We start from the raw sequence: 23,604 nt of genomic DNA on the forward strand, positions 1-23,604 counted from the left end.
CGCGCCATCCCAGCTTAGTCTCGGCCCCGCGCATAAAATGAAATTTAATTCCATTTGTTGCCGAATCCCGTAAGCCAGTGTCACGTCCAGAAAATTGCCTGATACAATCGACCGAGAAAATATTTGATATATCATCTACCAGAACGGAACTAGCTGAAATGGTCCAGCAGACAGCGATCCAGCCGTCGGCGCCCTGGTTGCGGCTCGACGTCGATGATTCGGACTGGAACGCCGCCGAGGTGTCGAGCCTCGTGCGCTGGTATCACCAGATGCTGCTGATCCGCCGGTTCGAGGAAAAGGTGCTCGACCTCGCCAATGCCGGGCTGGTGCACGGGCCCGCACACGCCAGCATCGGCCAGGAAGCGACGGCGGTCGGTGCCATGTCGATGCTTGGCACTGGCGACCGCATAAACGGCACGCATCGCGCCCACCACCAGGTGCTGGCGAAGCTCGTCAACGCGCAGACGCCTGAAAAATTCGATCCGCTGCACGACGCTTTCAATCCGGACATGCAGGGGTCGGTGCGCGGCCTGATGGCCGAGATCATGGGGCTCAACGCAGGCTATTGCGGGGGGCGTGGCGGCTCGATGCATATGCGCGACGACGCCTCCGGCATTCCAGGCACCAGCGCCATCATCGGCGGCAACCTGCCACATGGGGCAGGCTATGCGCTGGCTGACAAATTGCTCGGCACAGGCAACATTTCGGTCGCCTTCTTCGGCGACGGCACGATGATGGCGGGACCGGCCTATGAGGCAATGAACATTGCCGCGCTCTACCGGCTGCCGGTGATCTTCTTCGCCGAAAACAATTTTTATGCCGTCTCCACCCATGTCAACGAACAGACGCGCGAGACGCGACTCGCCTCGCGCGGACCGATGCTCGGCTTTCGCGGCATCGAGTGCGACGGCATGGATGTGGTGGCGGTCCACCACGCCATGCGCGAGGCGCGTCGGGTGATCGAGGAAGAGGGCGGGCCGGTGCTGGTCGAGGCGCTCTGCTACCGCTTTCTGCATCAGAGCGGCGCGCGGCCGGGCAGCGAATTCGGCTATCGCACGCGCGCCGAGGAGGATGCCTGGAAGGCACGCGACCCGCTCACCACGATGGCGGCGCGGCTGAAGACCATGGGCATTCTCGATGCCTCCGATCTCGCCACGCTCGACCAACGCGTCATGGACGTGGTCAACACCGCCGCGGACTCGCTGACCGAGATGAGCGGCAACGCGCTGCGCATTCCCGACCATCTTTGGCCGGACGCGGCCGAAGTCGACAACCAGATTCGCGGCGACCTGTCGGAACTCAAGGACGAGCGCTTCCTTGAGATCGAGGACGTGCCGCCGGCCGAGACCAGGCCGGTCAAGTTCATGGTTGCCGCGTCCGAGGTGATCGCGCGCGCCATGGAACAGGACCCGCGCATCATCATCATGGGCGAGGATGTGCATCGTCTGCGCGGCGGCGTTTCCGGCGCAACCAAGGGCGCGCTGGAGCGCTGGCCGGAGCGCGTGCTGGCGATGCCGATCGCCGAGAACGGTTTTGTCGGCGTGGCATTGGGTGCAGCGCTTTGCGGCCTGCGGCCGATCGTCGAGATCATGTTCGGCGACTTCTGCCTGGTCGCTGCCGACCAGCTGTTCAATGCGGTGAGCAAGGTGCGGCACATGTTCGGCGGCGGCTTCCCCGTGCCGATCGTGGTCAGGGTCCGCGTCTCGCCGCACACCGGCTACGGCTCGCAGCATTCGGGCGATCCATCGGGCCTGTTCGCGCTCTATCCCGGCTGGCGCATCGTCGCACCGACAACACCCTTCGACTATATCGGCCTGATGAACTCGGCACTGAAATGCGACGACCCTGTCGTCATCATCGAGCACGTCGAATTGTTCCCCAGCGAAGGCCCTGTTCCGACCGACGACCGCGACTATTGCGTGCGGCTGGGCAAGGCGAAAATCGTCAGGCCGGGCAGCGCCTGCACGCTGCTGACCAGTGCCAGCATAGTGTCCGTCGCCATGCAGGTGGCCGAAGAGACTGGTGTTGATGCCGAGATCATCGATTTGCGCAGCCTCGACCCGACCGGGCTCGACTGGAAGCTGGTGGAAGCCTCGATCCGCAAGACCAACCGGGTCGCCGTCGTCGAGCAGGTGCAGCGCGGCCTGTCACTCGGCGGACGACTGACACAGGAGATTCAGGACCGCGTGTTCGACTATCTCGATCACGAGATCCTGCATGTGACGGGCAGCCTTTCGGCTCCCGTCGTATCGGCCCCGCTCAACCGGGCCGCACTGGGCGGCGCTGACAAGCTCAAGGCCGCGCTTCGATCCCTCACCGGCGTGAGCGGGTAAAGCGAACGCATTGCCACGAAGATCCGACAAGAAAATGGGAGAATGAACATGACGATCCTACCGAGAAACAAGACCAGGGCAACGATGCTGGCGGCCGTGCTTATGGCCAGCAGTGCCTTCTGGGCACCGGCCAGCTTCGCGCAGGACGAGAAGCCACTGGTCATCGCCCGCAACATCGACCTCAATTCGCTCGATCCGCACCGCGCCTTCTGCGACACCTGCCAGATCTACAATTCCAGCGTCTATGAATCGCTCTTGACGCTGGACAAGGACAACAAGCTGATCCCGCTCTTGGCTTCCAAGTGGGAAGGCAATGCCGACCAGACCAGCTTCACCTTCACGCTCGACCCGGCCGCCAAATTCTCCGACGGTTCGCCGGTCGAAGCCAAGGACGTGAAATGGTCGTGGGAGCGGCTGAAGAACCTCAAGGGCAGCGCATCCTTCCTGATGGACAATGTCGCCTCGATCGAAACCCCCGACGCGCATACGGTCGTCGTCAAGATGGTGGCGCCGAGCTCGGAATTCCTCAACATCGCGGCGGCGCCCTACACGGCCGTCGTCAACAGCAAGGTCGCTTCCGAAGCCGGCGCCAAGGCCGGTGCGGACGCCTCGACGACGGACAATGCGGAAGGCTGGTTCCTGGCGCATTCGGCCGGCAGCGCGCCGTTCGTGCTGAAATCCTATGAGCCGAATTCGGAGCTGCGCCTGGTGCGCAACGACAAGTACTGGCGCACCGCGCCGGCGCTCAGCGAAGTCGTCATCCGCCAGACCAAGGACGCGGTGGCCCAAGCGCAGATGCTGCAGAGCGGCACCGCCGACATCGCCATGCAGATCGACCCGGATACGGCCAAGACGATGACCGGCAGCGACGTCAAGATCGAGACCGTGCCGTCCTACAACTTCATCTATGTCGCGCTGTCGCCCGGCGCCAAAGCCAACAAGGTGCCGCTGACACCTGAGGTGCGCGAGGCGATCTCGCTTGCGCTTGACCGCCCAAGCATCCTCGACTTCACCATCGGCTCCGAGGGTCAGCTGATCAGCGCGCCGATTCCGCTCGGTTTCCCCGGCGGTTCGGGTTTCGAGGCGCAGCCCTATGATCTCGCCAAGGCGAAGGAGTTGCTGGCCAAGGCCGGCCATGCCGACGGTTTCGAGATGGAAGCGGCTTTCCCCGGCATGAACGTCTACGGCGTCGACTTGTCGCTGCTGATGCAGAAGGTCCAGCAGGATCTGGCCAAGGCCAACATCAAGCTCGACCTGCAGCCGATCCCCTTCGCCAACTGGCGCGAGCGCGTCAACGGCGACGGCATCCCGATGACGGCGGTGTTCTATGCGCCGGACTACTACGGCACCTCGCAATATGTCGACTATTTCGCCATGACCAAGGGCAGCCCATGGTCGCGGCGCGCGGGGGCGGAGCGCGACCCGTCGGTTATCAACCCGAAAGAAGCAGACCTCTACAAGGCAGCTTTGGCGGCAAGCGGCGACGAGGCCGCCAAGCTGTGGCACCAGGTCGGCGAGGAGATGATCAAGGACAGGATCATCCTGCCGCTGGTCAGCCCGAACCTGATCCTGGCCTACAAGTCCGACGTCAAGGGCGTGCGCTACAGCGCCTGCTGCAACCTGCCGCTGGCCGAACTCAGCCACTGAGCCAACAGATTGCGGGAGGCGGCCAACCGCCTCCCGTTTCTCCTACTTTGGAAGACGGGAAATCCTGTTCTTCCAGCAGCCTCAATATATGATATATCAATGAGTGGAGACTTCACATGCCTGCCCTGATCAACTCCAAGGACCAATTGCTGCGTGAGCGCGCGGCCTCGGTCATTCCGGGCGGCATGTGGGGCCATATGGCCACCCGCTATCTCGGCTCCGCCTATCCGCAGTTCTTCGAGCGCGCCGATGGCTGCCGGGTCTGGGATGTCGATGGCCGCGAATACATCGACCTGATGTGCAGCTGGGGTCCGAACATTCTCGGCCATCATCACCAGGCGGTCGAAGAAGCGGCGGCGCGGCAGCGCAGCCTCGGTGATGCGATGAACGGCCCGGGTGAAGTGCTGGTCGAACTGGCCGAGCTGCTGGTCAAGACCGTCGCCCATGCCGACTGGGCGATGCTGCAGAAGAATGGCACCGACGCCACCACGGCTTGCGTGACCATCGCGCGCGCCGGCACCGGGCGGCGCAAGGTGCTGGTGGCGCGTGGCTCCTACCATGGCGCCGTGCCGTGGTGCACGCCCTCGCTCGCCGGCGTCACCGCCGAGGATCGCGCCCATCTGATCCATTTCGACTACAATGACGTCGCCAGCCTGGAGGCCGCCGTCGAGCAGGCCGGCAACGACCTTGCCGCTGTCGTCGTCACCGCTTTCCGCCACGACATCGCCCGCGACCAGGAACTGCCGACCGCCGCCTTCGCCAAGCGCGCGCGTGAACTAACCTCCGCCGCCGACGCAGCGCTCATCGTCGATGACGTCAGGGCCGGATTCCGCATCGATCTCGCCGGTAGCTGGGAGCCGCTCGGTGTACGGCCCGACCTTTCCGCCTTCTCGAAGGCGATCGCCAACGGTTATCCGCTCGCCGCCATCACCGGCACCGACCGCTTTCGCGAGGCCGCAACCAAGGTCTATGTGACGGGGTCGTTCTGGTATGGCGCCGTTGCCATGGCTGCCGCGATCGCCACCATCAAGACGCTGCGCGACACCAATGCGATCGCAAGCATGAATGCGGCCGGTGAGAGATTGCGCTCGGGCCTCGATGCGGCGGCGAAGAAGCATGGCCTTTCGCTTCGCCAGACAGGGCCGGTGTCGATGCCGATGGTGCTGTTCGACGACGATGCCGAGTTCAAGAAGGCCGATGCTTTCTGCTCTGCTGCCTTGCGCGAGGGCGCCTATTTCCACCCCCGGCACAACATGTTCCTGAGCGCCGCGCACACCGCGAAGGACGTGGACTTGGCGCTGCAGGCCGCCGATGCCGGCATGACCGCCGCAGCGCAGGTGGCGTGAGCAGGCACTATGCTGCGCGGGAGTAGAAAAACTCAGCTGGCCGCCGACACCAGGCGACCGTTCTGCGCCGCGCGGCGCAGTTCTTCGGGCGTGACCGAGCCGTCGTTCAGCCTTTCCAGAACCTTGACCAGCAGCCGGCCGCCTTCGATCATGTCCTGCTGGATGCCCTTGCGCACGCCGTTCTCGTCGCGGGCGCGCAGCGCGTCGAGGATGTCGAGATGACGGTGACGGCCATCATAGGTCGGCCTGGCGTTCGGGTATTGATAGTTCACCAGCGGGCCGTTGCGCAGCCAGATGCCCTCGATGATGGCGAGCAACTCCGGCATGCCAGCCGCCTGGTAGATCGAGTGGTGGAATTCCCAATTGTCGCGGACGGCTTCGAACCAGCGGCCATTGTCCTCGTCGGCAATCAGCTTCTCATGCACCCCCGCAAGACGGTCTATCTCGCGCGGCTCGATGCGCGTCGTCGCCGCGGCACCAGCCATGCCTTCGAGATGCAGACGGATGCTGCGCAGCTCCAGATACTGGGCGAGCGACAGCTGGGCGACGGTGATCGAGCGCCCAGCCTCCATCTCCAGGCCCTTTTCGCGCACCAGCTGCATCAGCGCCTCGCGTACCGGCGTTTCGGAAACCTGAAGGCTGGCGGCGAGGTCGCGGATCTTGAAGCGATGGCCCGGCCAGAAACGGCCTTCCATCATGGCGCGGCGCAGCTCTTCGTAGACGCGGGTCGTCAGATTGTCGCGCGCGATCGGCGCGATGGAAGCAGTCACATCCAGTCTCCGTCCTTGCGGTGGCGCAGGCGTCGCCTGAGTCGAGCGGGCTGTGTATATGATATCACGATGGGCCTGACCATCGGCATCGGACACGCCATTGAAACCAAAAAATCAGGGGAACGAGCCGCATGACCGCGTCGAGGCCTTCCCTTCTGTTCGGCGCCATTGCCGATGATCTGACCGGCGGCACCGAACTGGCGTCTATGCTGGTCGCACGCGGCATTGCGACGGGATGTACGGTCGGGCTGGAGGCGCCGATCCCCTCAGGCAATCTTGCCCACGTGATCCTGCTGAAGACCCGCGTTACTGCCGCCGGCGAGGCAGTGCGCCAAGTGCTCGAGGCAGCCGACCGCCTGGTCGAGGCGGGTGCGCGGCAGATATTCTTCAAATACTGCGCCACCTTCGATTCCACGCCGGCCGGCAATATCGGTCCTTGCGCAGAGGCTTTGCTTGACCGGCTTGGTGGCGGCGTGACGCTGTTCACGCCGGCGCTGTGCGAGACCGGCCGCACCGTCTATCAAGGGCATATGTTCGGCGGTGCGCAGTTGCTGGCCGAATCGCCCAAGCGTTTCGATCCGCTGACGCCGATGACCGATTCCAATCTGGTCCGCGTGCTGCAGGCGCAAAGCAAGGGCAAGGCCGGGCTGGTGCCCTGGCTCACCATCGATGCCGGTCCCGAAGCCATTCGCGCTGCCGTGCGGGAAAAGAGCGCGCGTGGCGAGACGCTGCTGGTCACCGACACGCTCCGCGAGCGCGACCTGGCGGCGATCGCGGAGGCCGGCTTCGACCTGCCGCTGATGACCGGCAATTCCTCGGTCGCGGCGCATCTGCCGCCGGCATGGCTGAAGCATGGGCTGGCGAAGGCAAGCGATCTCGTGGCCGCCAGCCTGCCGGCCGTGGACGGACCAGGTGCGGTGCTGGCCGGCAGCGTCGCCGACCGCACCATCGAACAGCTTGAGCGCTTCGCGCAGAAGAATCCGTTGCTGACGATCGATCTCGCCGATGCCTTCGCCGGCAAGGATGTCATCGCCGAAGCGCACGCCTTTGCCGAGCGACATTTGCCCGACGCAACGATCGCCATAGCAACGACTGCACCGCAGGCCACGGTCGAGGCGCTTCAGCAGGCGCATGGCCGTGACGCCGTGGCAGCAAAGGCGGAAGAGATACTGGCTAAAATTGCGCAAATCCTGGTGCGCGATTTCGGCGTGCGGCGGCTGGTCGTCGCCGGCGGCGAGACCGCCGGCTCGGTGGTCAAGGCGCTCGGCATCACAGGGATTGCCATGGGCGCCTATCAGGGGCCTGGCCTGTCGCGTGCTATCGCCCACCTGCCCGGCCTGCCCAACGACCCGCTGGCGCTTATGCTGAAATCGGGAAAGCTCGGCGACCCCGACATCTTCGCAGACGTGCTGCAAGACATGACACGGGCAACCACCATCGCGCCGGCAATCGACACATGGCCACCGGCAACCACAGGGCCAACACCGGGGAAAGCATCGTAATGGACACCGACATCGCACGCGCCAGGCTGATCGCCGCGACCGAAACACTGGACGCCAGCGGCATGAATGTCGGCACGACAGGCAATATCAGCGTGCGCACGGCAGATGGCATGCTGATCACGCCGACGGGAATAGCCACAAGCGCGCTGCGGCCGGAGCAGATGGTGGCGATGCGGCTCGACGGATCCTGGGACGGCGCGTTCAAGCCGTCGAGCGAATGGGAAATGCATGCCGAGATCTACAAGGCTTTCCCGGAGGCCGGCGCCGTGGTGCATGCCCATCCCGACCATTGCGTGGCGCTGTCATGCCTGCGCGAAGGGCTGCCGCTGTTCCACTATATGGTGGCCGGTTTCGGCGGCGACGATGTCCGCTGCTCGGACTATGCGCTGTTTGCATCGAGCGAGCTGGCCAAAGTGGCCGTGGTGGCGCTCAAGGGCAGAACAGCCTGCCTGCTCGCCAATCACGGCATGATCGCCTTCGGCGGCGATCTCGACACGGCGCTCATCCGCACCATCAAGCTCGAAACCCTGGCGCGGCAATATCTCTTGGCGCGCAGCGCCGGCACGCCGGTGCTGATCGAGGGCAGCGAGCTCGCCGCCATTCGCGGGCGCTACAAGACTTACGGCCAACAGAAGTAACGAGCGGCCCGCTCAGTCGACCTGCAGGTGCGAGACGAACTTCGAGTTGAGATAGCTCTCCAGTGCGTCGGCGCCGCCCTCGGTGCCATTGCCGGAATCATTGATGCCGCCAAACGGCACCTCCGGCAGCGCCAGGCCATAATGGTTGATCGACACCATGCCGCTGGCGATGCCCGACGACATTTTGGCGGCACTTGCCGCCGAGCGGGTGAAGCCGTAGGCGGCGAGCCCGTAGTTCAGTCGGTTGGCTTCGGCGAGGGCTTCGTCGAGGCCATTCACGGGCGTCATCAGCGCCAGCGGGCCGAACGGCTCTTCGTTCATGGCGCGGGCATCGGTGCCGACGTCAGACAGGATGGTCGGCTCGAAGAAATAGCCGGAATTGCCGATGCGCTTGCCGCCGGTAACGAGCGCGGCGCCTTTCTGCACGGCATCGTGGACCAGCTCCTCCATCGCCTGCACCCGGCGCGAGTTGGCCAGCGGGCCCATGGTCGTGCCTTCGGCAAGGCCATCGCCGACCTTGATCTGACGGGTCGCTTCGGCGAAGCGGCCGACGAAATCATCATAGACCGCGTTGTCGACAAGGAAGCGCGTCGGCGCGACGCAGATCTGGCCGGCATTGCGGAATTTCGACGCCACCATCGAACGCGCGGCGCGATCGAGATCGGCGTCGGGCAGGACGATGACCGGCGCGTGGCCGCCCAATTCCATCGTCGCGCGTTTCATGTACAGTCCGGCGAGCGACGCCAGTTGCTTGCCGACCGGCGTCGAGCCGGTGAACGAGATCTTGCGAATCACCGGATGCGGAATGAGATAGGCCGAGATTTCCGACGGCGTGCCATAGACCAGGTTCAAGACGCCGCCGGGCAGGCCGGCATCGACGAAGGCACGGACCAATTCGGCGGGTGAAGCCGGCGTTTCCTCCGGTCCCTTGATGATGATCGAGCAGCCGGCGGCGAGCGCGGCCGACAGTTTGCGCACCGCCTGGTTGAGCGGGAAATTCCAAGGGGTGAAGGCGGCCACCGGGCCGACGGGTTCCTTGACCACAGACTGGCTGACGCCCTCAAGCCGCGCCGGCACGATGCGGCCATAGGTGCGGCGCGCCTCCTCGGCGAACCAGTCAATGATGGCGGCGGCGGCAAAGGTTTCCATGCGCGATTCGGCGATCGGCTTGCCCTGCTCGAGCGTCATCAGCGTGGCGATATGCTCGTTGCGGTCACGCAGGATGTTGGCGGCCTTGCGCATCAGCTTCGAGCGGTCGAAGGGCGAGACGCGCCGCCAGGTCTCGAAACCTTTCGCGGCGGCGGCGAGCGCTTCATCAAGATCATCTATGCCGGCATGGGCGAGCGCGCCAAGGACGGCCTCCGTGGCCGGATTGACGATCGCCAGTGTGCGTCCGCTCCGCGCGGGCCGCCACGAGCCGTCGATGTGCAGATGGACGTCGGGATACATGTCAGGCTCCGTAAGAAGTCAGGCGGGAACAGGCTCGGCGGCAGGCGTGTAAATGCCGATGGCGCCAGCGCCGATCAGTTGGTCGATGGTCTCGGGGCTGTAGCCGAGGATATCAGTGAGTACGGACGCCGTGTCCTGGCCGAGCATGGGCGGGGCGGTGAAGTCGGCGGTCAGCTGCGCGGCCAGCCCTTGCGCCGGACGCACCATGGCGACGGAACCGAGATGCGGATGCGGCAAGGTGTGGACGAGGCCGCGCTCACGCACATTCGGGCTGTCGAAGACTTCCGGTATCGACTTCACCGTACCGGCCGGCACGCTCGCCGCGGCACAGGCCGCCATCCAGTGGTCTCGCGTTCGCATCCGGAAAACGGCAACGAGTTGCGGGATCAACGCCTCGCGATTGGTGGCGCGAGCGCCTGCCCTGATGAAACGCTCGTCCTTCGCCAGATGCGGCAGGCCGACGACCTTTTCGCACAGCGCCGCGAATTGCCTGTCATTGCCGACGGCGAGCGCAAAGCCGCCATCGGAGGCTTCGAATATCTGATAGGGAACAACCGTCGGATGTGCGTTGCCGTAGCGGGCGACCTCGCGGCCGGTGTTGAGATAGCCGCTGCCGACATTGATCAAGAGGCTGAGCGCACAGTCGATCAGCGACAGGTCGAGGAACTGGCCCTTGCCGGTCGTCGCGCGCTCGTAAAGCGCTGCCAGAATCGACTGTGTGGCAACCATGCCGCAGACGACGTCGGTGATGGCGACGCCGACACGCATCGGCTCGCCATCGCTCTCGCCGGTGATGGCCATCAGGCCGCTTTCCGCCTGCATGACGAAATCATAGCCGGGCCGGCCGGCATCGGGTCCGGTCTGGCCGTAGCCGGAGATCGAGCAGTAGATCAGCCGCGGGTTGGAGGCGCTGAGGTCCTTGAAGCCGACGCCGAGACGATCGGCGGTGCCGGCCCGAAAATTCTCGACGACGATGTCGGCCTTGGCTGCCAGTTCGCGCACGATCGCCAGGCCCTGCGGGCTCTTCATGTCGAGCGCGATGCTCCGCTTGCCGCGATTGGCGCAGAGATAATAGGTCGAGACGCCCTTGTAGCTCGGCACCGACCATGCGCGGGTGTCATCGCCGCCATCGATGTTTTCGATCTTCCAGACCTCGGCGCCGAGATCGGCAAGACTCATCGTCGCCCATGGACCGGCGAGCACACGCGAGAGGTCGAGCACCTTGATGCCTTCGAGCGGCAGGCGCGCCCGGCCCATTGTGGCGGCATCGTTGGTTTGGGCTTCAGTCACATCGCAATCCTTCGCGGGTAATTCGGCAGCTGCCTGGCCGATCTGTCAGACGGTCCTGAAGGTGTTGACCGGTTCCGGGAAATGACAGGCGACCCGATGCTTTTCCCCCGACGGGCCGAGCGGCGGCTCGACGGAGGCGCAGATTGCCTGCGCCTTGAAGCAGCGCGTGCGGAAGCGGCAGCCCGACGGCGGATTGAGCGGGCTCGGTACGTCGCCGGTCAGCACGATCCGCTCGCGCTTGCGTTCCTTCTCGGGATTGGCAAGCGGCACGGCCGACAGCAGCGCCTGGGTGTAGGGATGCAGTGCCCTGGAATAGAGCTCGGCGGCCGGTGCGATCTCGACGATCTTGCCGAGATACATCACCGCGACATGATGCGAGATGTGGCGCACGACAGAGAGATCATGGGCGATGAACAGATAGGACGTGCCGAAGGACTGCTGGATGTCCTTGAGCAGGTTGAGCACGCCGGCCTGCACCGAGACATCGAGCGCAGAGACGGGCTCGTCGAGGATCACCACTTGCGGGTTGAGCGCGAGCGCGCGGGCGATGACGACACGCTGGCGCTGGCCGCCGGAGAGTTCGTGCGGATAGCGCTTGCCATGCTCGGGATTGAGCCGCACCAGTTCGAGCAGTTCGGCGACGCGCGCGCGGCGGTCAGCCTTCGACATGTCGCTCATGCGCAGCGGCTCGGCGATGTTGTCGGCGATGCGCATGCGCGGATGCAGTGAACCGTAGGGATCCTGGAAGACCAGCTGGATGTAGCGCCGCATCAGGCGCATGTCCTCGTGGTTCAGCGCCAAAAGGTTCTGGCCACGAAACCAGCTCTCGCCGCTGGTCGGTTCGATCAGCCGCATCAGGCAGCGTCCGAGGGTCGACTTGCCGCAACCGGATTCACCGACCAGGCCCAGCGTCTCGCCTGGCGCCACATCGAAGGAGACATCGGCGACCGCACGCACATGGGCAACCGCGCGGTCGAAGACGAGGCCGCCGCGAACCGGGAAATCCTTGACCAGATGGCGAACCGACAGCGCTGCTTCCGGCGCGGGCCTGGTTTCGGCTTGAATTTGCTCCGCTGCGCTCATGGGATCAGGCTTCCAGTCTCCAGGCTTGCCACCGCCAGCGCAGCGCTGTGGAAAGGCGGCAAGGTCGTCGCGAAATGGCAGGCCGAGAAGCGGCCGCCGATATCGTGGAGTGGCGGGTCTTCGATCCGGCAGCGCGCCTCGGCATGGACGCAGCGCGGATGGAAAGCGCAGCCGCCGGGCAGACGGCCGAGTGCGGGCGGCGAACCATCGATAGAGAACAGCCGCTCGCGGCTCTCCTCCAAATTGGGGATCGAGGCGATGAGGCCGCGCGTGTAGGGATGGCGCGGATCGGCGAACAGGTCCGACACCGTTGCCTGCTCGACGACACGGCCGGAATAGACCACCGCGACACGGTCGGCATGGCCGGCGACGACGCCGAGATCATGGGTGATCAGCACCAGGCCCAGACCGAGCCGCTCTTGCAGCGAGCGCAGCACGGTGAGGATCTGTGCCTGCACCGTGACGTCGAGCGCGGTGGTCGGCTCGTCGGCGATCAGCAGGTCGGGGTCATTGGCGACAGCCATGGCGATGACCGCGCGCTGGCGCATGCCGCCGGAGAATTCGTGCGGGTACTGGCTGACACGCCGCTCCGGCTGCGGGATCGCCACCAGGGCGAGCAGTTCGACCGCGCGCGCCATCGCCTGCTTGCGGGTGACGCGCTGATGCAACCTCACCGCCTCGGCGATCTGGGCGCCCACGGTCATCACCGGGTTCAGCGAGGACAGCGGATCCTGAAAGATCATGGCGATGCGCGCGCCCCTGATCTTGCGCATTTCGCGCGACGATTTGCCGACCAGTTCCTCGCCCTTGAAGCGGACCGAACCGGTGACGACGGCGTTTTTCGATGTCAGGCCGAGGGCGGCGAGCATGCCGACCGACTTGCCCGAGCCGGACTCGCCGACGATGCCGACGACCTCGCCCTTGGCAACGTCGAGGTCGATGCCGCGCACCGCCTCGAACTGGCTGCCGGCCTTGCGGAACCCGACCCGCAGGCCGCGTATGGACAGCAGCGGCTCGCGCTCGCCTGATTTAGCGGCTACGTCGGAGCGCATGGAAAGTACCTTTGCGCTCATGGTTCAGTCCGACCTCGGATCGAGAATGTCGCGCAAGCCGTCACCGATGAAGTTGAAGCCGAGCACGATGGTGAGAATGGCGACGCCAGGACCGAAGGCGATCCACCATTGATAGAAATGCACGGCGCCGTCGAAGATCATCGATCCCCATTCGGGCGTCGGCGGCGTGGCGCCCAAGCCGATGAAGCTGAGCGACGCGGCAAGCAGCACGACCTGACCGAGGTCCATGGTGGCGCTGATCAGCACCGGGGTCCAGCAGAGCGGCAATATGTGCGTGAACAGGACGCGGCGTGGCCTGGCGCCGGCGGCGATCGCCGCCTCGACATGCTCGCGCTCCTTCACCTCCAGCACCTGCGCGCGCATCAGGCGGGCATAGACCGGCCACCAGACCAGCACCATGGCGATGGCTGCGTTGCCGAGGCCTGGCCCGAGTGAGGCGGCAACAGCCATGGCCAGCAGCATCGGCGGGAAGGACAAAGTGATGTCGACAAGCCGCATGATCGCGGCACCGGTCAGGCCGCCGACGAAGCCGGAAATGGCGCCGAGCAGCGAACCGATGACGACGGCCGAAACGACGACCAGGACCGCGATCGGCAGCGAATGTGCCGCGCCGTGCAAGGTGCGGGCGAGCACGTCGCGGCCGAGTGCGTCGGTGCCCAACCAATGTGCCCAGCTCGGCGGCTGCAGGCGGCGCGCCACCATTTCGAGCGGATCGAACTGCACCACCAGATTGGCGAACACGGTCATGAACAGCCAGAACAGGATGACGACCGTGCCGATGACGAGCGGCGCGGTCAGCCATTCGGGGATGGCGGCGGAACGGGATCTGGTTTCGACGGCCGACATCAGCTCAACCTCACGCGCGGGTTGGCGACGACATAGAGGATGTCGGTGATGAGGTTGGTGACCAGGAAGGCGAGGCCGCCGACGATGGTGACGCCGATGATCGCCGGGAAGTCGAGCGCCCGCGCCGCCTCGACCGCATAGGAGCCCATGCCCGGCCAGGAAAAGATGGTCTCGGTCAGCACCGCACCGGTGATCAGATAGGCGAAGGAATAGCCGATGACGGTCAGCGTCGGCACCATGGTGTTGCGCAGCGCATGCACGATGACGACACGGAATTCGCTCGCCCCCTTGGCGCGCGCGGTGAGCACGAATTCGCGGCTCATCACATCAAGCATGTTGGCGCGCACCAGCCGCGATATGGTTCCCGACACCGTCCAGCCGAGCACGAAAGCCGGCAACAGCAGATGCCACAGCGCATCCTTGAAGACGGTGAGGTCGCCGGCCAGCAGCGAATCGATGGTCAGGAATCCGGTCATGCCGGGCGGCAGCGGAAGCCGGGCATCCAGCCGGCCCGGCCCCGGCAGCCAGTTGAGCATGACCGAGAAAATGAAGAGCAAACCAAGGCCAGACCAGAACACCGGCAGCGACGAGCCGAACAAGGCAAACAGCCGCGCGCCGTGGTCGATCAGGCTGTTGCGGAAATACGCGGCCAACACCCCCAGCACGATGCCGAGCGTGGTGCCGAAGATCATCGCGGCGAAGACCAGTTCCAGCGTTGCCGGCAAGCGGTAGAGAATGTCGGTGCCGACATTGCGCTTGGTGATGAAGGACGTGCCGAGGTCGCCGCTTAGCAGATTGCCAAGATATATCATATAGCGTTCCGGCAGAGGACGATCCAAACCCCAGCGGGCCTTGGCGGCGGCGACCACTTCGGGATTGCTCATCTGCTGCTCGGCGACGATTGCCGTCAGCGGATCGCCCTTGGTCACCGTGGTGATCAGGAAGGCGATGGTGACGATGCCAAGCACCAAGAACGGCATCGCGATAAGCCGGCGCAAAATATAGCGGGACACGTGGCTACCTTCACAAGGACGGGCTTCGTAAGATGGCACAAGGCGCTGGAAGATGCCATCGAGGGGACATATTGACAGGCTGCAAAAGCCGCTGTCAATATGAATGGAATTTAATTTCATTTTTGAAAGCACCGCGCCGGCGAGACCGGCCCGACAGGTGGACACTCCGCCAGAAAGACCGCCAGCGTGCGCAAGCGAGCGACAAGGGACGAGACGGAACTTGACGGCGACGGCGCGCAGCTTTCGTCGTCGCTGGTGCGCGGGCTCGGGATCCTGCGCGCTTTCCGGCCAGGCGACGCCTCGCTCGGCAACCAGGACATCATCGCGCGCACCGGCCTGCCCAAGGCCACGGTTTCGCGCATCACCTACACGCTGAGCGCTCTCGGTTATTTGCTCTACGACAAGGACCTCGGTCGCTACAGCCTGGGGCCGGCGACGGTGGCGCTCGGCTACTCGGCGCTCAGTTCCAGCGCCGTCGTCCATATCGCCCGGCCGCTGATGCAGCCGCTGGCCGATTTGACAGGGGCGGCGGTAGCGATCGGCACCCGCGACAGTCTCAACATGGTTTATCTCGCCAATTGCCGATCGGAGAGCCTGGTGACGCTGCGGCTCAATCCCGGCTCCTATTTGCCGATCTGGAAGACCTCGATGGGGCTGGCCTATGCGGCGGGACTTCTGCCCGAGGAGCGCGCCAGTCTCGTGCGCGCACTGCAGGAGGCCGAGCCCGACAAGGCGGCGATGATCACCGCTGCAATCGAGGACGCGATCGCCCAGTATGCGCGGTTCGGCTATGTCACCTCGTTCGGGGCCTGGCACAGTTACATCCATGCGGTCGGCGTGCCGTTTCGCCCGCGCGACGGCTCGCCGCTGGTCGCCATCACTTGCGGCGGCATCGGCGAGATTATCACCGAGCAACGCGCGCATGCCGAAATCGGACCGGCGCTGGTGGCTATGGTGGAGGCCCTGCGCCAGCAGCTCGAGGGAAATCCCGACTGATCCGAGCCAGGCATTGGCCCAGACGATCGGCCTGCATGCCGGCTTGAACTTGCCCGGCCATGACCTCACAGTCTCCGCCAATGGCGGCTTCAGCCAATATAGACAGGGGGAGAACCAGATGCCGATGAATTTCGTGGGACGCTTTGCCGGCCGGTCGGCGGTCATCACCGGCGGCGCTTCGGGCATCGGCCTGGCGGTCGCGCAGAGGATCGTCGACGAGGGCGGGCGTGTCAGCGTCTGGGATCGCGATCCGGCCCAGATCGAACAGGCAAAGGCTATCATCCCTGGTCTGCACGGTGTTGCCATCGACGTCGCCGATGCCGCCGGCGTTGAAGGCGCCGCCGCACGGACGATCGAAGCCCTTGGCGGCGTCGATATCCTGGTCACCAGCGCGGCGATCACCGGGCCGAACATGACGACATGGGCCTATTCGACCGAGGATTGGCAGAAGGTCATCGACATCAACATCAATGGCGTTTTCTACTGCAACAAGGCGCTGGTGCCGCACATGCTCGAGCGCAATTATGGCCGCATCGTCAACATCGCCTCGATCGCGGGCAAGGAAGGCAATCCCAACGCTTCCGCCTACAGCACCTCGAAGGCGGCGGTGATCGGCCTGACCAAATCGCTCGGCAAGGAACTGGCCAAGACCAAGGTGACGGTGAATTGCGTGACACCGGCGGCCGTGCGCACCGCGATCTTCAAGCAGATGAGCCAGGAGCATATCGACTTCATGCTGTCCAAGATACCGATGGCTCGCTTCGGCGAGGTCGAAGAAGTGGCGGCGCTGATCTGCTGGATCGCCTCGGAGGAATGTTCGTTCACGACGGCCGCCGTCTTCGATGTTTCCGGCGGCCGCGCCACGTATTGAGCCCGGCCAATACATCCCCACATTGGAGTATGCGACTACAATTCCGCGTGACGAGGCAACGATCGGAACTGGACAGGCTTATAGTGGCTGACGTCTGAGTGGGCGGTAACACAACAGGATTTGCGGAAAAGCCATGACACGACGAGACAGTTTGGCAGGGCCGAAGGTCCGTGGCCGCCATACCGATACCGCGCGGTCGACGAACGCTGTGACCGACAGGCTGGAGTTTGCATCGTTTGCCTGAAGCAGATCCCGCCGCGCTGTCCGATGACGAGCTTCTGGCCCGCTACCAGCGCGCGGCCTTTGGCTATTTCCTGGAGAATGTGAACCCCGACAACGGCCTGGTCGCCGATACGTCACGGCCGAACTCGCCGGCCAGCATCGCCGTCGTCGGTTTCGCCCTGTCCTGTTATCCGATCGGCGTCGAACGCGGCTGGATGACGCGCGCGGCGGCGGTGGAGCTGACGCTTGCCGCGCTGCGCTTCTTCTCGACCAGTCCGCAAGGCGGTGGTGACGACGTCACCGGCCACAAGGGTTTCTACTACCATTTCCTGGATATGCGGACAGGCCTGCGCGTCTGGCGCTGCGAACTGTCGATGGTGGACACCGCCTTGCTGATGGCCGGCATACTGGTGGCCGGCGCCTATTTCTCCGGCGAGGACGGGAAGGAAGCCGAAATCCGGCAATTGGCCGAAGCGCTCTATCGGCGCGTCGACTGGCGATGGGCGCAGGGCAGCACGCCGACCTTGCGGCAAGGCTGGAAGCCGAAGAGCGGTTTTCTGCACTATGGCTGGGAAGGCTACAACGAGGCGACGATCCTCTACGTGCTGTCGATGGCCTCGCCTGAACGCCCGACCTCCGATGACAGTTATGAAGCCTGGACGGCGACCTACCAGTGGGAAAACATCTACGGCCATGACGTGCTCTATGGCGGGCCGTTGTTCATGCACCAGTTCTCGCATGCCTGGATCGATTTCGCCGGCATCCGCGACGCCTTCATGCGCGAGAAGAATTCGGACTATTTCGAAAACAGCCGCCGCTCTACCCACCTGCAGCGCGACTATGCCCGCCATAACCCCTATGGCTTCGACGGCTATGGCGAGAACCTTGGGGGCTCTCCGCCGGCGACGGACCAGGCGGCTTCCGCGCCAGCGTCGAGCGACGGCGGCACCGGTTTTCCGGCTATGCCGCGCGCGGCGCGCCGTTCGGGCCGGATGACGGGACGATCGCGCCATGGTCCTATCCAGCGTCGCTGCCTTTCGCGCCTGACATCTGCCTCGCCGCCATGCGCCATCTCGGTGAGCGTTATCCGGAGGTGATCGACAATTTTCGGCTGCCGAGCGGCTTCAATCCGACCTTGGCCAACCGGCGAAAATTCGGCCGCAACGGCTGGGTGTCGGAAGGCCATTACGGGCTGGACCAGGGCATCGTGGTGATGATGATCGAGAACCACCGCTCGCGCCTGATCTGGGAGCTGATGCGCTCCAATCCACACATCCGCCGCGGCCTGGGCAAAGCGGGCTTCAGCGGCGGCTGGCTGTCGCAGCCGGCAGGCCCCGCTTCAGGGGGCCGCGATGGCGCGTGAACGGACAAAGGCCTTCCCTGTCGACCGCAACGACGTCGAACTGATCCGGGCCGCGCATCCGCCGCGCTGGAAGAACCCGACCCCCGACGGTCCCTACAATCTCGTCGTCATCGGCGCCGGGCCGGCGGGACTGACCGCGGCGCGCGACGCCGCTAGCCTTGGCGCGAAGGTTGCGCTGATCGAGCGCTGGCTGATCGGCGGCGCCTGCGTCAATGTCGGCGGCGTCCCGTCGAAGTCGATCATCCGCACGGCCAGGCTCTATGCCGACATGCGCGATGCCGAGAATTTCGGCGGCGACACGCCCGAGCGTCTCCACGTCGATTTCGAGCGGGCCATGATGCGCATGCGGCAGATCCGCCAGCGGCTCAGCCGCGCCGATTCGGCCGCGGCCATCGCTTCGGAAGGCATCGACCTCTATTTCGGCGAAGCGCGCTTTGGCGGACCTGACACGGTTGAGGTCGCCGGCAAGACATTGCATTTCAAGAAGGCGCTGGTCGCAACGGGCGCGCATCCGAGCGGGCCGGCGATCCCGGGACTTGCCGAGGCCGGCTATCTCGACAATGAGAGCATGTTCAACCTCACCAAATGCCCTGAGCGGCTCCTGGTCATCGGCGGCGGGCCGCTTGGCTGCGAGACGGCGCAGGCCTTCTGCCTGCTCGGCGCGAAGGTCATCCTGGCGCAGAATGATCCGATGTTCCTGCCCGGCGAGGAACGCGACGCCGCGCAGATCCTTTCGGACGCGCTGGCGCGCGAGGGGGTCGAAGTCCGCCTGAACACCGAGGTGGTGGCGGTGCGGATGGAGAGCGGCAAGAAGCTCGCCGACCTGATGCGGGACGGCGACACGACGACCATTTCCGTCGATGAGATCATCACCGGCGTCGGTCGTTCGCCGAATGTCAGGGGTCTCGGCCTAGAGGACGCCGGGGTGGCGTATGACGCCAACGGCATCAAGGTGGACGATCATTTGAGAACCACAAATCCGCACATCTACGCGGCGGGCGATGTGTGCCTGGAATACAAGTTCACCCATACCGCCGAGGCCACAGCCCGCATCGTCGTGCGCAATGCCCTGTTTCGCGGGCGCGAAAGGCTCAGCGAACTCGTCGTTCCCTGGTGCACCTATACCGATCCGGAGATCGCCCATGTCGGACTCTATCCGATCGAGGCGCGGCGGAACGGCATTCCGGTCAAGACCTATACGGTGCTGATGCATGATGTCGCCCGCGCCGTGATGGACGGCGAGGAGGAAGGGTTCGTCAAGATCCATGTCAGGGAGGGATCCGACCGTATCCTCGGGGCGACGGTCGTCGCCAGCCACGCCGGCGAGATGATCAATGCGGTGACGCTCGCCATCCGGTCGGGCATGGGATTGCACGCCCTGGCCGATGTCATTCATCCCTTCCCGACGCAGGCACAGGGCATCAAGATGGCAGGCGACACCTACAGGCGAACCCGATTCACCTCCTTGCGCAGGCGTCTGGCGGCGCGCTGGCTGGCCTGGTCCAGGCGATGAGCCTCGAAGCTCGCCGAGGGCTCGAGGCGGAAGTATTCAAAATATACAGTGCTTGACGAAAGCCTTGTTCAGCTAAACAAGGTGGCGCCGATGTTTGTGGTCACGGAATCGTTATCAATGCCATCTGGATCGGACTCTCTGCCTAACACAACGCCCCCGGCGTCCGCATTGAACGGCGCAGGCGTACAACCGGCTGTCAGCCCGCCCGAGCGTACGGCACAGAAGCGCACGCTGATCGTGTCGCACGACCCCGGCTTTCCGCCGGCTTCGGGTTCGGATCTGAGAAACTACCGCAACGCCGAAGCGGCCGCCAGGTTCGGACCGGTCTGCCTGGTTTCGGTGAAGCCGAAGATAGCAGCGAATGCTCCCGGTCCGTCAATCCGCGTCGAGGGCCTGTCGATCGCGGGAGAGCCCCGCACGGCCTCGATCGGCTGGTGGCGCTCAAGGGCGGAGAACCGCATACCGCGTTCCGCCCTGACGCGGCTCGAGGCGCTCGCCCACGAATTCCGCCCGGACACCATCATTGTCGGGGGTGTCGGCCTGTTCAAGCTGCTGCGGCCCCTGCGGCCGCTGGCGGAGCAGCTCATTCTCGACATGCACAATGTCGAGTCCGACCTGGCCGGACAGATCAGGCGTCTCAGTGCCAAGCGAACCGCGGCGGCATTCGGCGTCAGGTTCCTCGAGAGGAAGGCCCTGTCCCTTGTCGACAGGGTCTGGGTCTGCTCGAACCTGGATCGCCAGAAGCTGATGACGCTTTCCCGGCACAAGATCCCGATCGACGTCGTTCCGAACGGAATTCCGCAAGCCGGGGATGGTCCCGCGCCCCTGCCTGCCGAGCCGTCGACCGGCAACGGCTTTCCGGTAATCGTGTTCATCGGCCATCTCGCCTATCCGCCAAACGTCGATGCCACGCAGCGATTGGCCAGTGTCATATTGCCCCGTATCCGAAACGCCCTGCCGGATGCCAGGCTCGTCCTGGCGGGACGCACCCCGACACCGGAGGTGCAGGCATTGGCTGGATTGCCCGGTGTGGAGCTCATCGAAGATCCCGCTGAAGTGGCGCCGCTGTTGTCCAGCGCGCATCTGACCATCGTCCCGCTAACGGCGGGCGGCGGCACACGCATCAAGATCCTGGAAGCAATGGCCGCGGGTGTGCCGGTGGTCGCGACGCCGATCGCGGCAGAAGGCCTGGACCTGGTCGAAAATGACGAGGTTCTGCTGTCTCCCTCCGACGAAACGCTTGCCGAGATGGCCATCGGACTCTGTCTCGATCCCGAACGCAGAGCGCGGCAACGGCTTCGCGCGCATCAGGCGGTATGGGCAAGGTTTGGCCCGCAAGCGATCCGCGATGCCGTTCGTGACGGGCTTGGACTAAATGGCGCCACCGGATGATTCCAGCAATCCTGCACCAGACTTGGAAGAGCGACACCCTTCCCGAACGCTTCCAGGCATATGCCGACAGCTGGAAACGGCACAATCCGCACTGGACGGTGATGTTCTGGAGCGACCGGATGCTGCTCGAATTCGTGGCCGAGCACTACCCTGATTTCCTGCCGATGTTCTGCAGCTACACGAATGGCGTGCAGCGGTCGGATGCGGCCCGCTATATGCTCCTGCATCATTTTGGCGGGGTCTATGCCGACATCGACTGCGAATGCGTCGCCCCCTTCGATCCGATCATGGACGAGACCCGCATCGTGCTGTGCAAGGAGCCGGCGGCGCATGCGGCCGTCCAGGCGGATTTCCGGGGCCTGCCCTATCTTCTGTTCAACGGAACAATCGCGAGCCCGCCCCGGCATCCGTTCTGGCTGCATCTCCTGTCCATGATGCCTGGACTTGCCGGCGCCAAGGACGTGCTCGACGCCACCGGTCCTTGCCTTTTCACCTCCGCGCAGCGCGGTTACAGCGATCAGGCGGCCTTCGCCATTCACCCTTCCGGCCTGTTCACGCCGGTGACCTCGGCCGGGAGTACGGAGCGTGAGGCCGGCGACGATATGGCGGCGCTTTCGATCCACCACTGGGCCGGCACATGGTGGATCCCGGAGCCACCGCCGAAATGGACGACCAAACTGCGCAACCGAGCCTACCGGCTCCGGTACCAGCTGACGCGCGGCGCGTTTCTGGATGAGGCCGTGGCGAAAGCCAGTGTCGACAAGGCGGTTCTGGCGACACCGCCGCCTTCAGGCCAGAACATTGCCGTTCTGGTGCCACTTCGCGACGCCGCCGACCTCATTCAACCCTTTCTCGATGCGCTGGACGGGCTCGACTACCCCAAGGACAGGATCAAGCTGGTCTTTTGCGAAGGCGACAGCCTGGATGGAAGCTGGGAACGGCTGCAGGCCGCTACAGCGGAATTAGCTGGCAAATATCGCGACATTATCCTGCTGCAAAGACAGGTTGGCACCCGGCTCGACAGGGCAAAACGGGCAAAGCCTCGCATGCAACGCGTAAGGCGCGGCGCGATTGCCAAGGTGCGCAATTACCTGATCGATCACGGGTTGAAGGACGACGACGACTGGGCGCTGTGGATCGATATCGACGTCTGGCGTTTCCCCATCGATGCCCTGAACCGGCTGATCGCCACGGGACATCGCATCGCGGTGCCCAACTGCGTGAAGATCGCCGGCGGCGGCAGCTTCGACCTCAACAGCTTCGTGATCAGACGGCAGATCAAGGATTATCGCTACTATCGGGACGTACGCGGCGGTCTTCACCAGCCTCCCGCGCAAACGCCAAACCGGTATCATCTCAGCGATGTCAGGCATCTCGACATCATCGGCCTTGATGCGGTCGGCGGGACCATGCTTCTGGTCGATGCCGCTCTGCATCGCGGTGGCCTTCGCTTCCCCGAAATTCCCTACCGCGACCTGATCGAGACCGAAGCCTTTGGCATGCTCGCCAACGATCTCGGCATCAGGCCGGTCGGTTTGCCGAAGCTGGAGATACTACACGTTCCCTGGTGAAGCGGCTTGCGAAGTTTCTTGCCTGTGGGGCTCCAGACCTGTGGCCGCAGATGTCGCCAGGCGTCAGTCGTGCAACTCCCGTGAAATCGGCGGCCCGACCGAAAATCCGGAGAATGTGACCTCGAAAACCCTCGCGCTGCGGCGAACAGCACATCATGCCGACATCGACCGTCTTCGAGACCGGGAAATAGGCAAGCCGCACCGGCTTCCAGTGGCCGTCCGAAGCATCGAGATACTGGACGCGGATCGCCTCGCCATGGCGGGTCAGGCGGATGCTGACGCCGTTGGGATCGGCATGAATGGCGACCAGCGACCAGTCCGATGTGTCGTTGGTGACGACGACGGAGAAATAGGCAAGGCCGTCAGTGTATTCGATGCCGGCCTTGATCCAATGCGTTTCGCTCAGCCGGACCATCAGCCCGGCCTGGTCGTAGAGCACCTTGTAATCACCATTGACGGTGACTTCGGCAGTGAAGTCGCCCTCGACCGGCCGATGCAGGAAGTGGCCGTTGTCGCGCCAGAAACCGTAAAAGGTCTCGCGCCAGAAATCGGTCTCCTTGCCGGTGCGCACGCGCACCCCATCGCCGTCGATGGCGTGATGCGGCGGCGGGTTGAGCCAGGTCAGATCCTGCAATGTCATGGCCTCGTGCTGGTTCCCTGGTGTGGGCTCGCCGGCCTGATAAGCC

17 protein-coding genes and 2 pseudogenes are annotated in these 23,604 nt (G+C 64.5%); 11 read left to right on the forward strand and 8 right to left on the reverse strand.

The features are described from left to right. Positions 1-158: 158 nt before the first annotated feature. The 3 genes from AC0V7N_RS01740 to AC0V7N_RS01750 all read left to right on the forward strand — a co-directional run bounded on the left by AC0V7N_RS01740 (position 159) and on the right by AC0V7N_RS01750 (position 5,326). Positions 159-2,333, forward strand: a complete 2,175-nt coding sequence (locus AC0V7N_RS01740; RefSeq protein ID WP_475454149.1) for a dehydrogenase E1 component subunit alpha/beta — start codon at positions 159-161, stop codon at positions 2,331-2,333. Between the two features lie 84 nt (positions 2,334-2,417). Next, positions 2,418-3,980 carry an ABC transporter substrate-binding protein gene (locus AC0V7N_RS01745; protein ID WP_475460159.1) on the forward strand — a complete coding sequence of 521 codons (1,563 nt, stop codon included), beginning with the start codon at positions 2,418-2,420 and terminating at the stop codon, positions 3,978-3,980. Positions 3,981-4,096: 116 nt separating this feature from the next. Then, the gene (locus tag AC0V7N_RS01750) at positions 4,097-5,326 is read left to right on the forward strand and encodes an aminotransferase class III-fold pyridoxal phosphate-dependent enzyme (RefSeq protein ID WP_496627671.1); all 1,230 of its coding nucleotides are present in this window, start codon (positions 4,097-4,099) and stop codon (positions 5,324-5,326) included. A gap of 32 nt (positions 5,327-5,358) precedes the next feature. Here the strand turns inward: AC0V7N_RS01750 and AC0V7N_RS01755 are convergent, their stop codons facing one another. After that, on the reverse strand, positions 5,359-6,096 hold the full coding sequence (locus AC0V7N_RS01755; RefSeq protein ID WP_475454151.1) for a GntR family transcriptional regulator: 738 nt from the start codon (positions 6,094-6,096) through the stop codon (positions 5,359-5,361). Between the two features lie 131 nt (positions 6,097-6,227). Here AC0V7N_RS01755 and otnK point away from each other — a divergent pair, with 131 nt between their 5' ends. Next, complete coding sequence (gene otnK / locus AC0V7N_RS01760; RefSeq protein ID WP_475454153.1) at positions 6,228-7,598, forward strand: 3-oxo-tetronate kinase; 1,371 nt, start codon at positions 6,228-6,230, stop codon at positions 7,596-7,598. Continuing rightward, entirely contained in the window at positions 7,598-8,236 is a 639-nt protein-coding gene (locus AC0V7N_RS01765) for a class II aldolase/adducin family protein (protein WP_475454155.1), read from the forward strand. Before otnK ends, AC0V7N_RS01765 begins: the two co-directional genes overlap by 1 nt. Positions 8,237-8,248: 12 nt before the next feature. Here the strand turns inward: AC0V7N_RS01765 and AC0V7N_RS01770 are convergent, their stop codons facing one another. The 6 genes from AC0V7N_RS01770 to AC0V7N_RS01795 form a co-directional block, all read right to left on the reverse strand. Continuing rightward, positions 8,249-9,685, reverse strand: coding sequence for an NAD-dependent succinate-semialdehyde dehydrogenase (locus tag AC0V7N_RS01770; protein WP_475454157.1), 1,437 nt, complete (start codon positions 9,683-9,685; stop codon positions 8,249-8,251). 18 nt (positions 9,686-9,703) lie between these two features. Continuing rightward, positions 9,704-10,942, reverse strand: coding sequence for a CaiB/BaiF CoA transferase family protein (locus tag AC0V7N_RS01775; protein ID WP_475460161.1), 1,239 nt, complete (start codon positions 10,940-10,942; stop codon positions 9,704-9,706). A 78-nt stretch (positions 10,943-11,020) separates the two neighbouring features. After that, entirely contained in the window at positions 11,021-12,058 is a 1,038-nt protein-coding gene (locus tag AC0V7N_RS01780) for an ABC transporter ATP-binding protein (RefSeq protein WP_475454159.1), read from the reverse strand. Continuing rightward, positions 12,055-13,110 carry an ABC transporter ATP-binding protein gene (locus AC0V7N_RS01785; protein WP_475460163.1) on the reverse strand — a complete coding sequence of 352 codons (1,056 nt, stop codon included), beginning with the start codon at positions 13,108-13,110 and terminating at the stop codon, positions 12,055-12,057. The genes AC0V7N_RS01780 and AC0V7N_RS01785 overlap by 4 nt, the downstream gene beginning before the upstream one ends. Before the next feature lie 24 nt (positions 13,111-13,134). Beyond that, the gene (locus tag AC0V7N_RS01790; protein WP_475454161.1) at positions 13,135-13,977 is read right to left on the reverse strand and encodes an ABC transporter permease; all 843 of its coding nucleotides are present in this window, start codon (positions 13,975-13,977) and stop codon (positions 13,135-13,137) included. Beyond that, positions 13,977-14,957 (reverse strand): ABC transporter permease, encoded by a 981-nt coding sequence (locus AC0V7N_RS01795; RefSeq protein ID WP_475460165.1) that lies wholly within the window; start codon positions 14,955-14,957, stop codon positions 13,977-13,979. The genes AC0V7N_RS01790 and AC0V7N_RS01795 overlap by 1 nt, the downstream gene beginning before the upstream one ends. A gap of 219 nt (positions 14,958-15,176) precedes the next feature. Between AC0V7N_RS01795 and AC0V7N_RS01800 the strand changes: the two genes are divergently transcribed. The 6 genes and pseudogenes from AC0V7N_RS01800 to AC0V7N_RS01825 all read left to right on the forward strand — a co-directional run bounded on the left by AC0V7N_RS01800 (position 15,177) and on the right by AC0V7N_RS01825 (position 22,918). Next, positions 15,177-15,986 (forward strand): IclR family transcriptional regulator, encoded by an 810-nt coding sequence (locus AC0V7N_RS01800; RefSeq protein WP_475454163.1) that lies wholly within the window; start codon positions 15,177-15,179, stop codon positions 15,984-15,986. A 118-nt stretch (positions 15,987-16,104) separates the two neighbouring features. Then, positions 16,105-16,857: an SDR family NAD(P)-dependent oxidoreductase gene (locus AC0V7N_RS01805; protein WP_475460167.1), complete on the forward strand. Its 753-nt coding sequence runs from the start codon at positions 16,105-16,107 to the stop codon at positions 16,855-16,857. A 236-nt stretch (positions 16,858-17,093) separates the two neighbouring features. Continuing rightward, a pseudogene (locus tag AC0V7N_RS01810) lies at positions 17,094-18,442 on the forward strand (glucoamylase family protein). After that, on the forward strand, positions 18,432-19,955 hold the full coding sequence (locus AC0V7N_RS01815; RefSeq protein ID WP_475454167.1) for a mercuric reductase: 1,524 nt from the start codon (positions 18,432-18,434) through the stop codon (positions 19,953-19,955). The pseudogene AC0V7N_RS01810 and the gene AC0V7N_RS01815 overlap by 11 nt, the downstream one beginning before the upstream one ends. Positions 19,956-20,123: 168 nt before the next feature. Continuing rightward, positions 20,124-21,347 (forward strand): glycosyltransferase family 4 protein, encoded by a 1,224-nt coding sequence (locus AC0V7N_RS01820; protein WP_475454169.1) that lies wholly within the window; start codon positions 20,124-20,126, stop codon positions 21,345-21,347. Next, entirely contained in the window at positions 21,344-22,918 is a 1,575-nt protein-coding gene (locus tag AC0V7N_RS01825) for a glycosyltransferase (RefSeq protein ID WP_475454171.1), read from the forward strand. The genes AC0V7N_RS01820 and AC0V7N_RS01825 overlap by 4 nt, the downstream gene beginning before the upstream one ends. A 63-nt stretch (positions 22,919-22,981) precedes the next feature. Here the strand turns inward: AC0V7N_RS01825 and AC0V7N_RS01830 are convergent. Next, positions 22,982-23,558: pseudogene (locus tag AC0V7N_RS01830) on the reverse strand (DUF1349 domain-containing protein). Positions 23,559-23,604: the final 46 nt, after the last annotated feature.

This window comes from Mesorhizobium kamtschaticum (assembly GCF_056174585.1).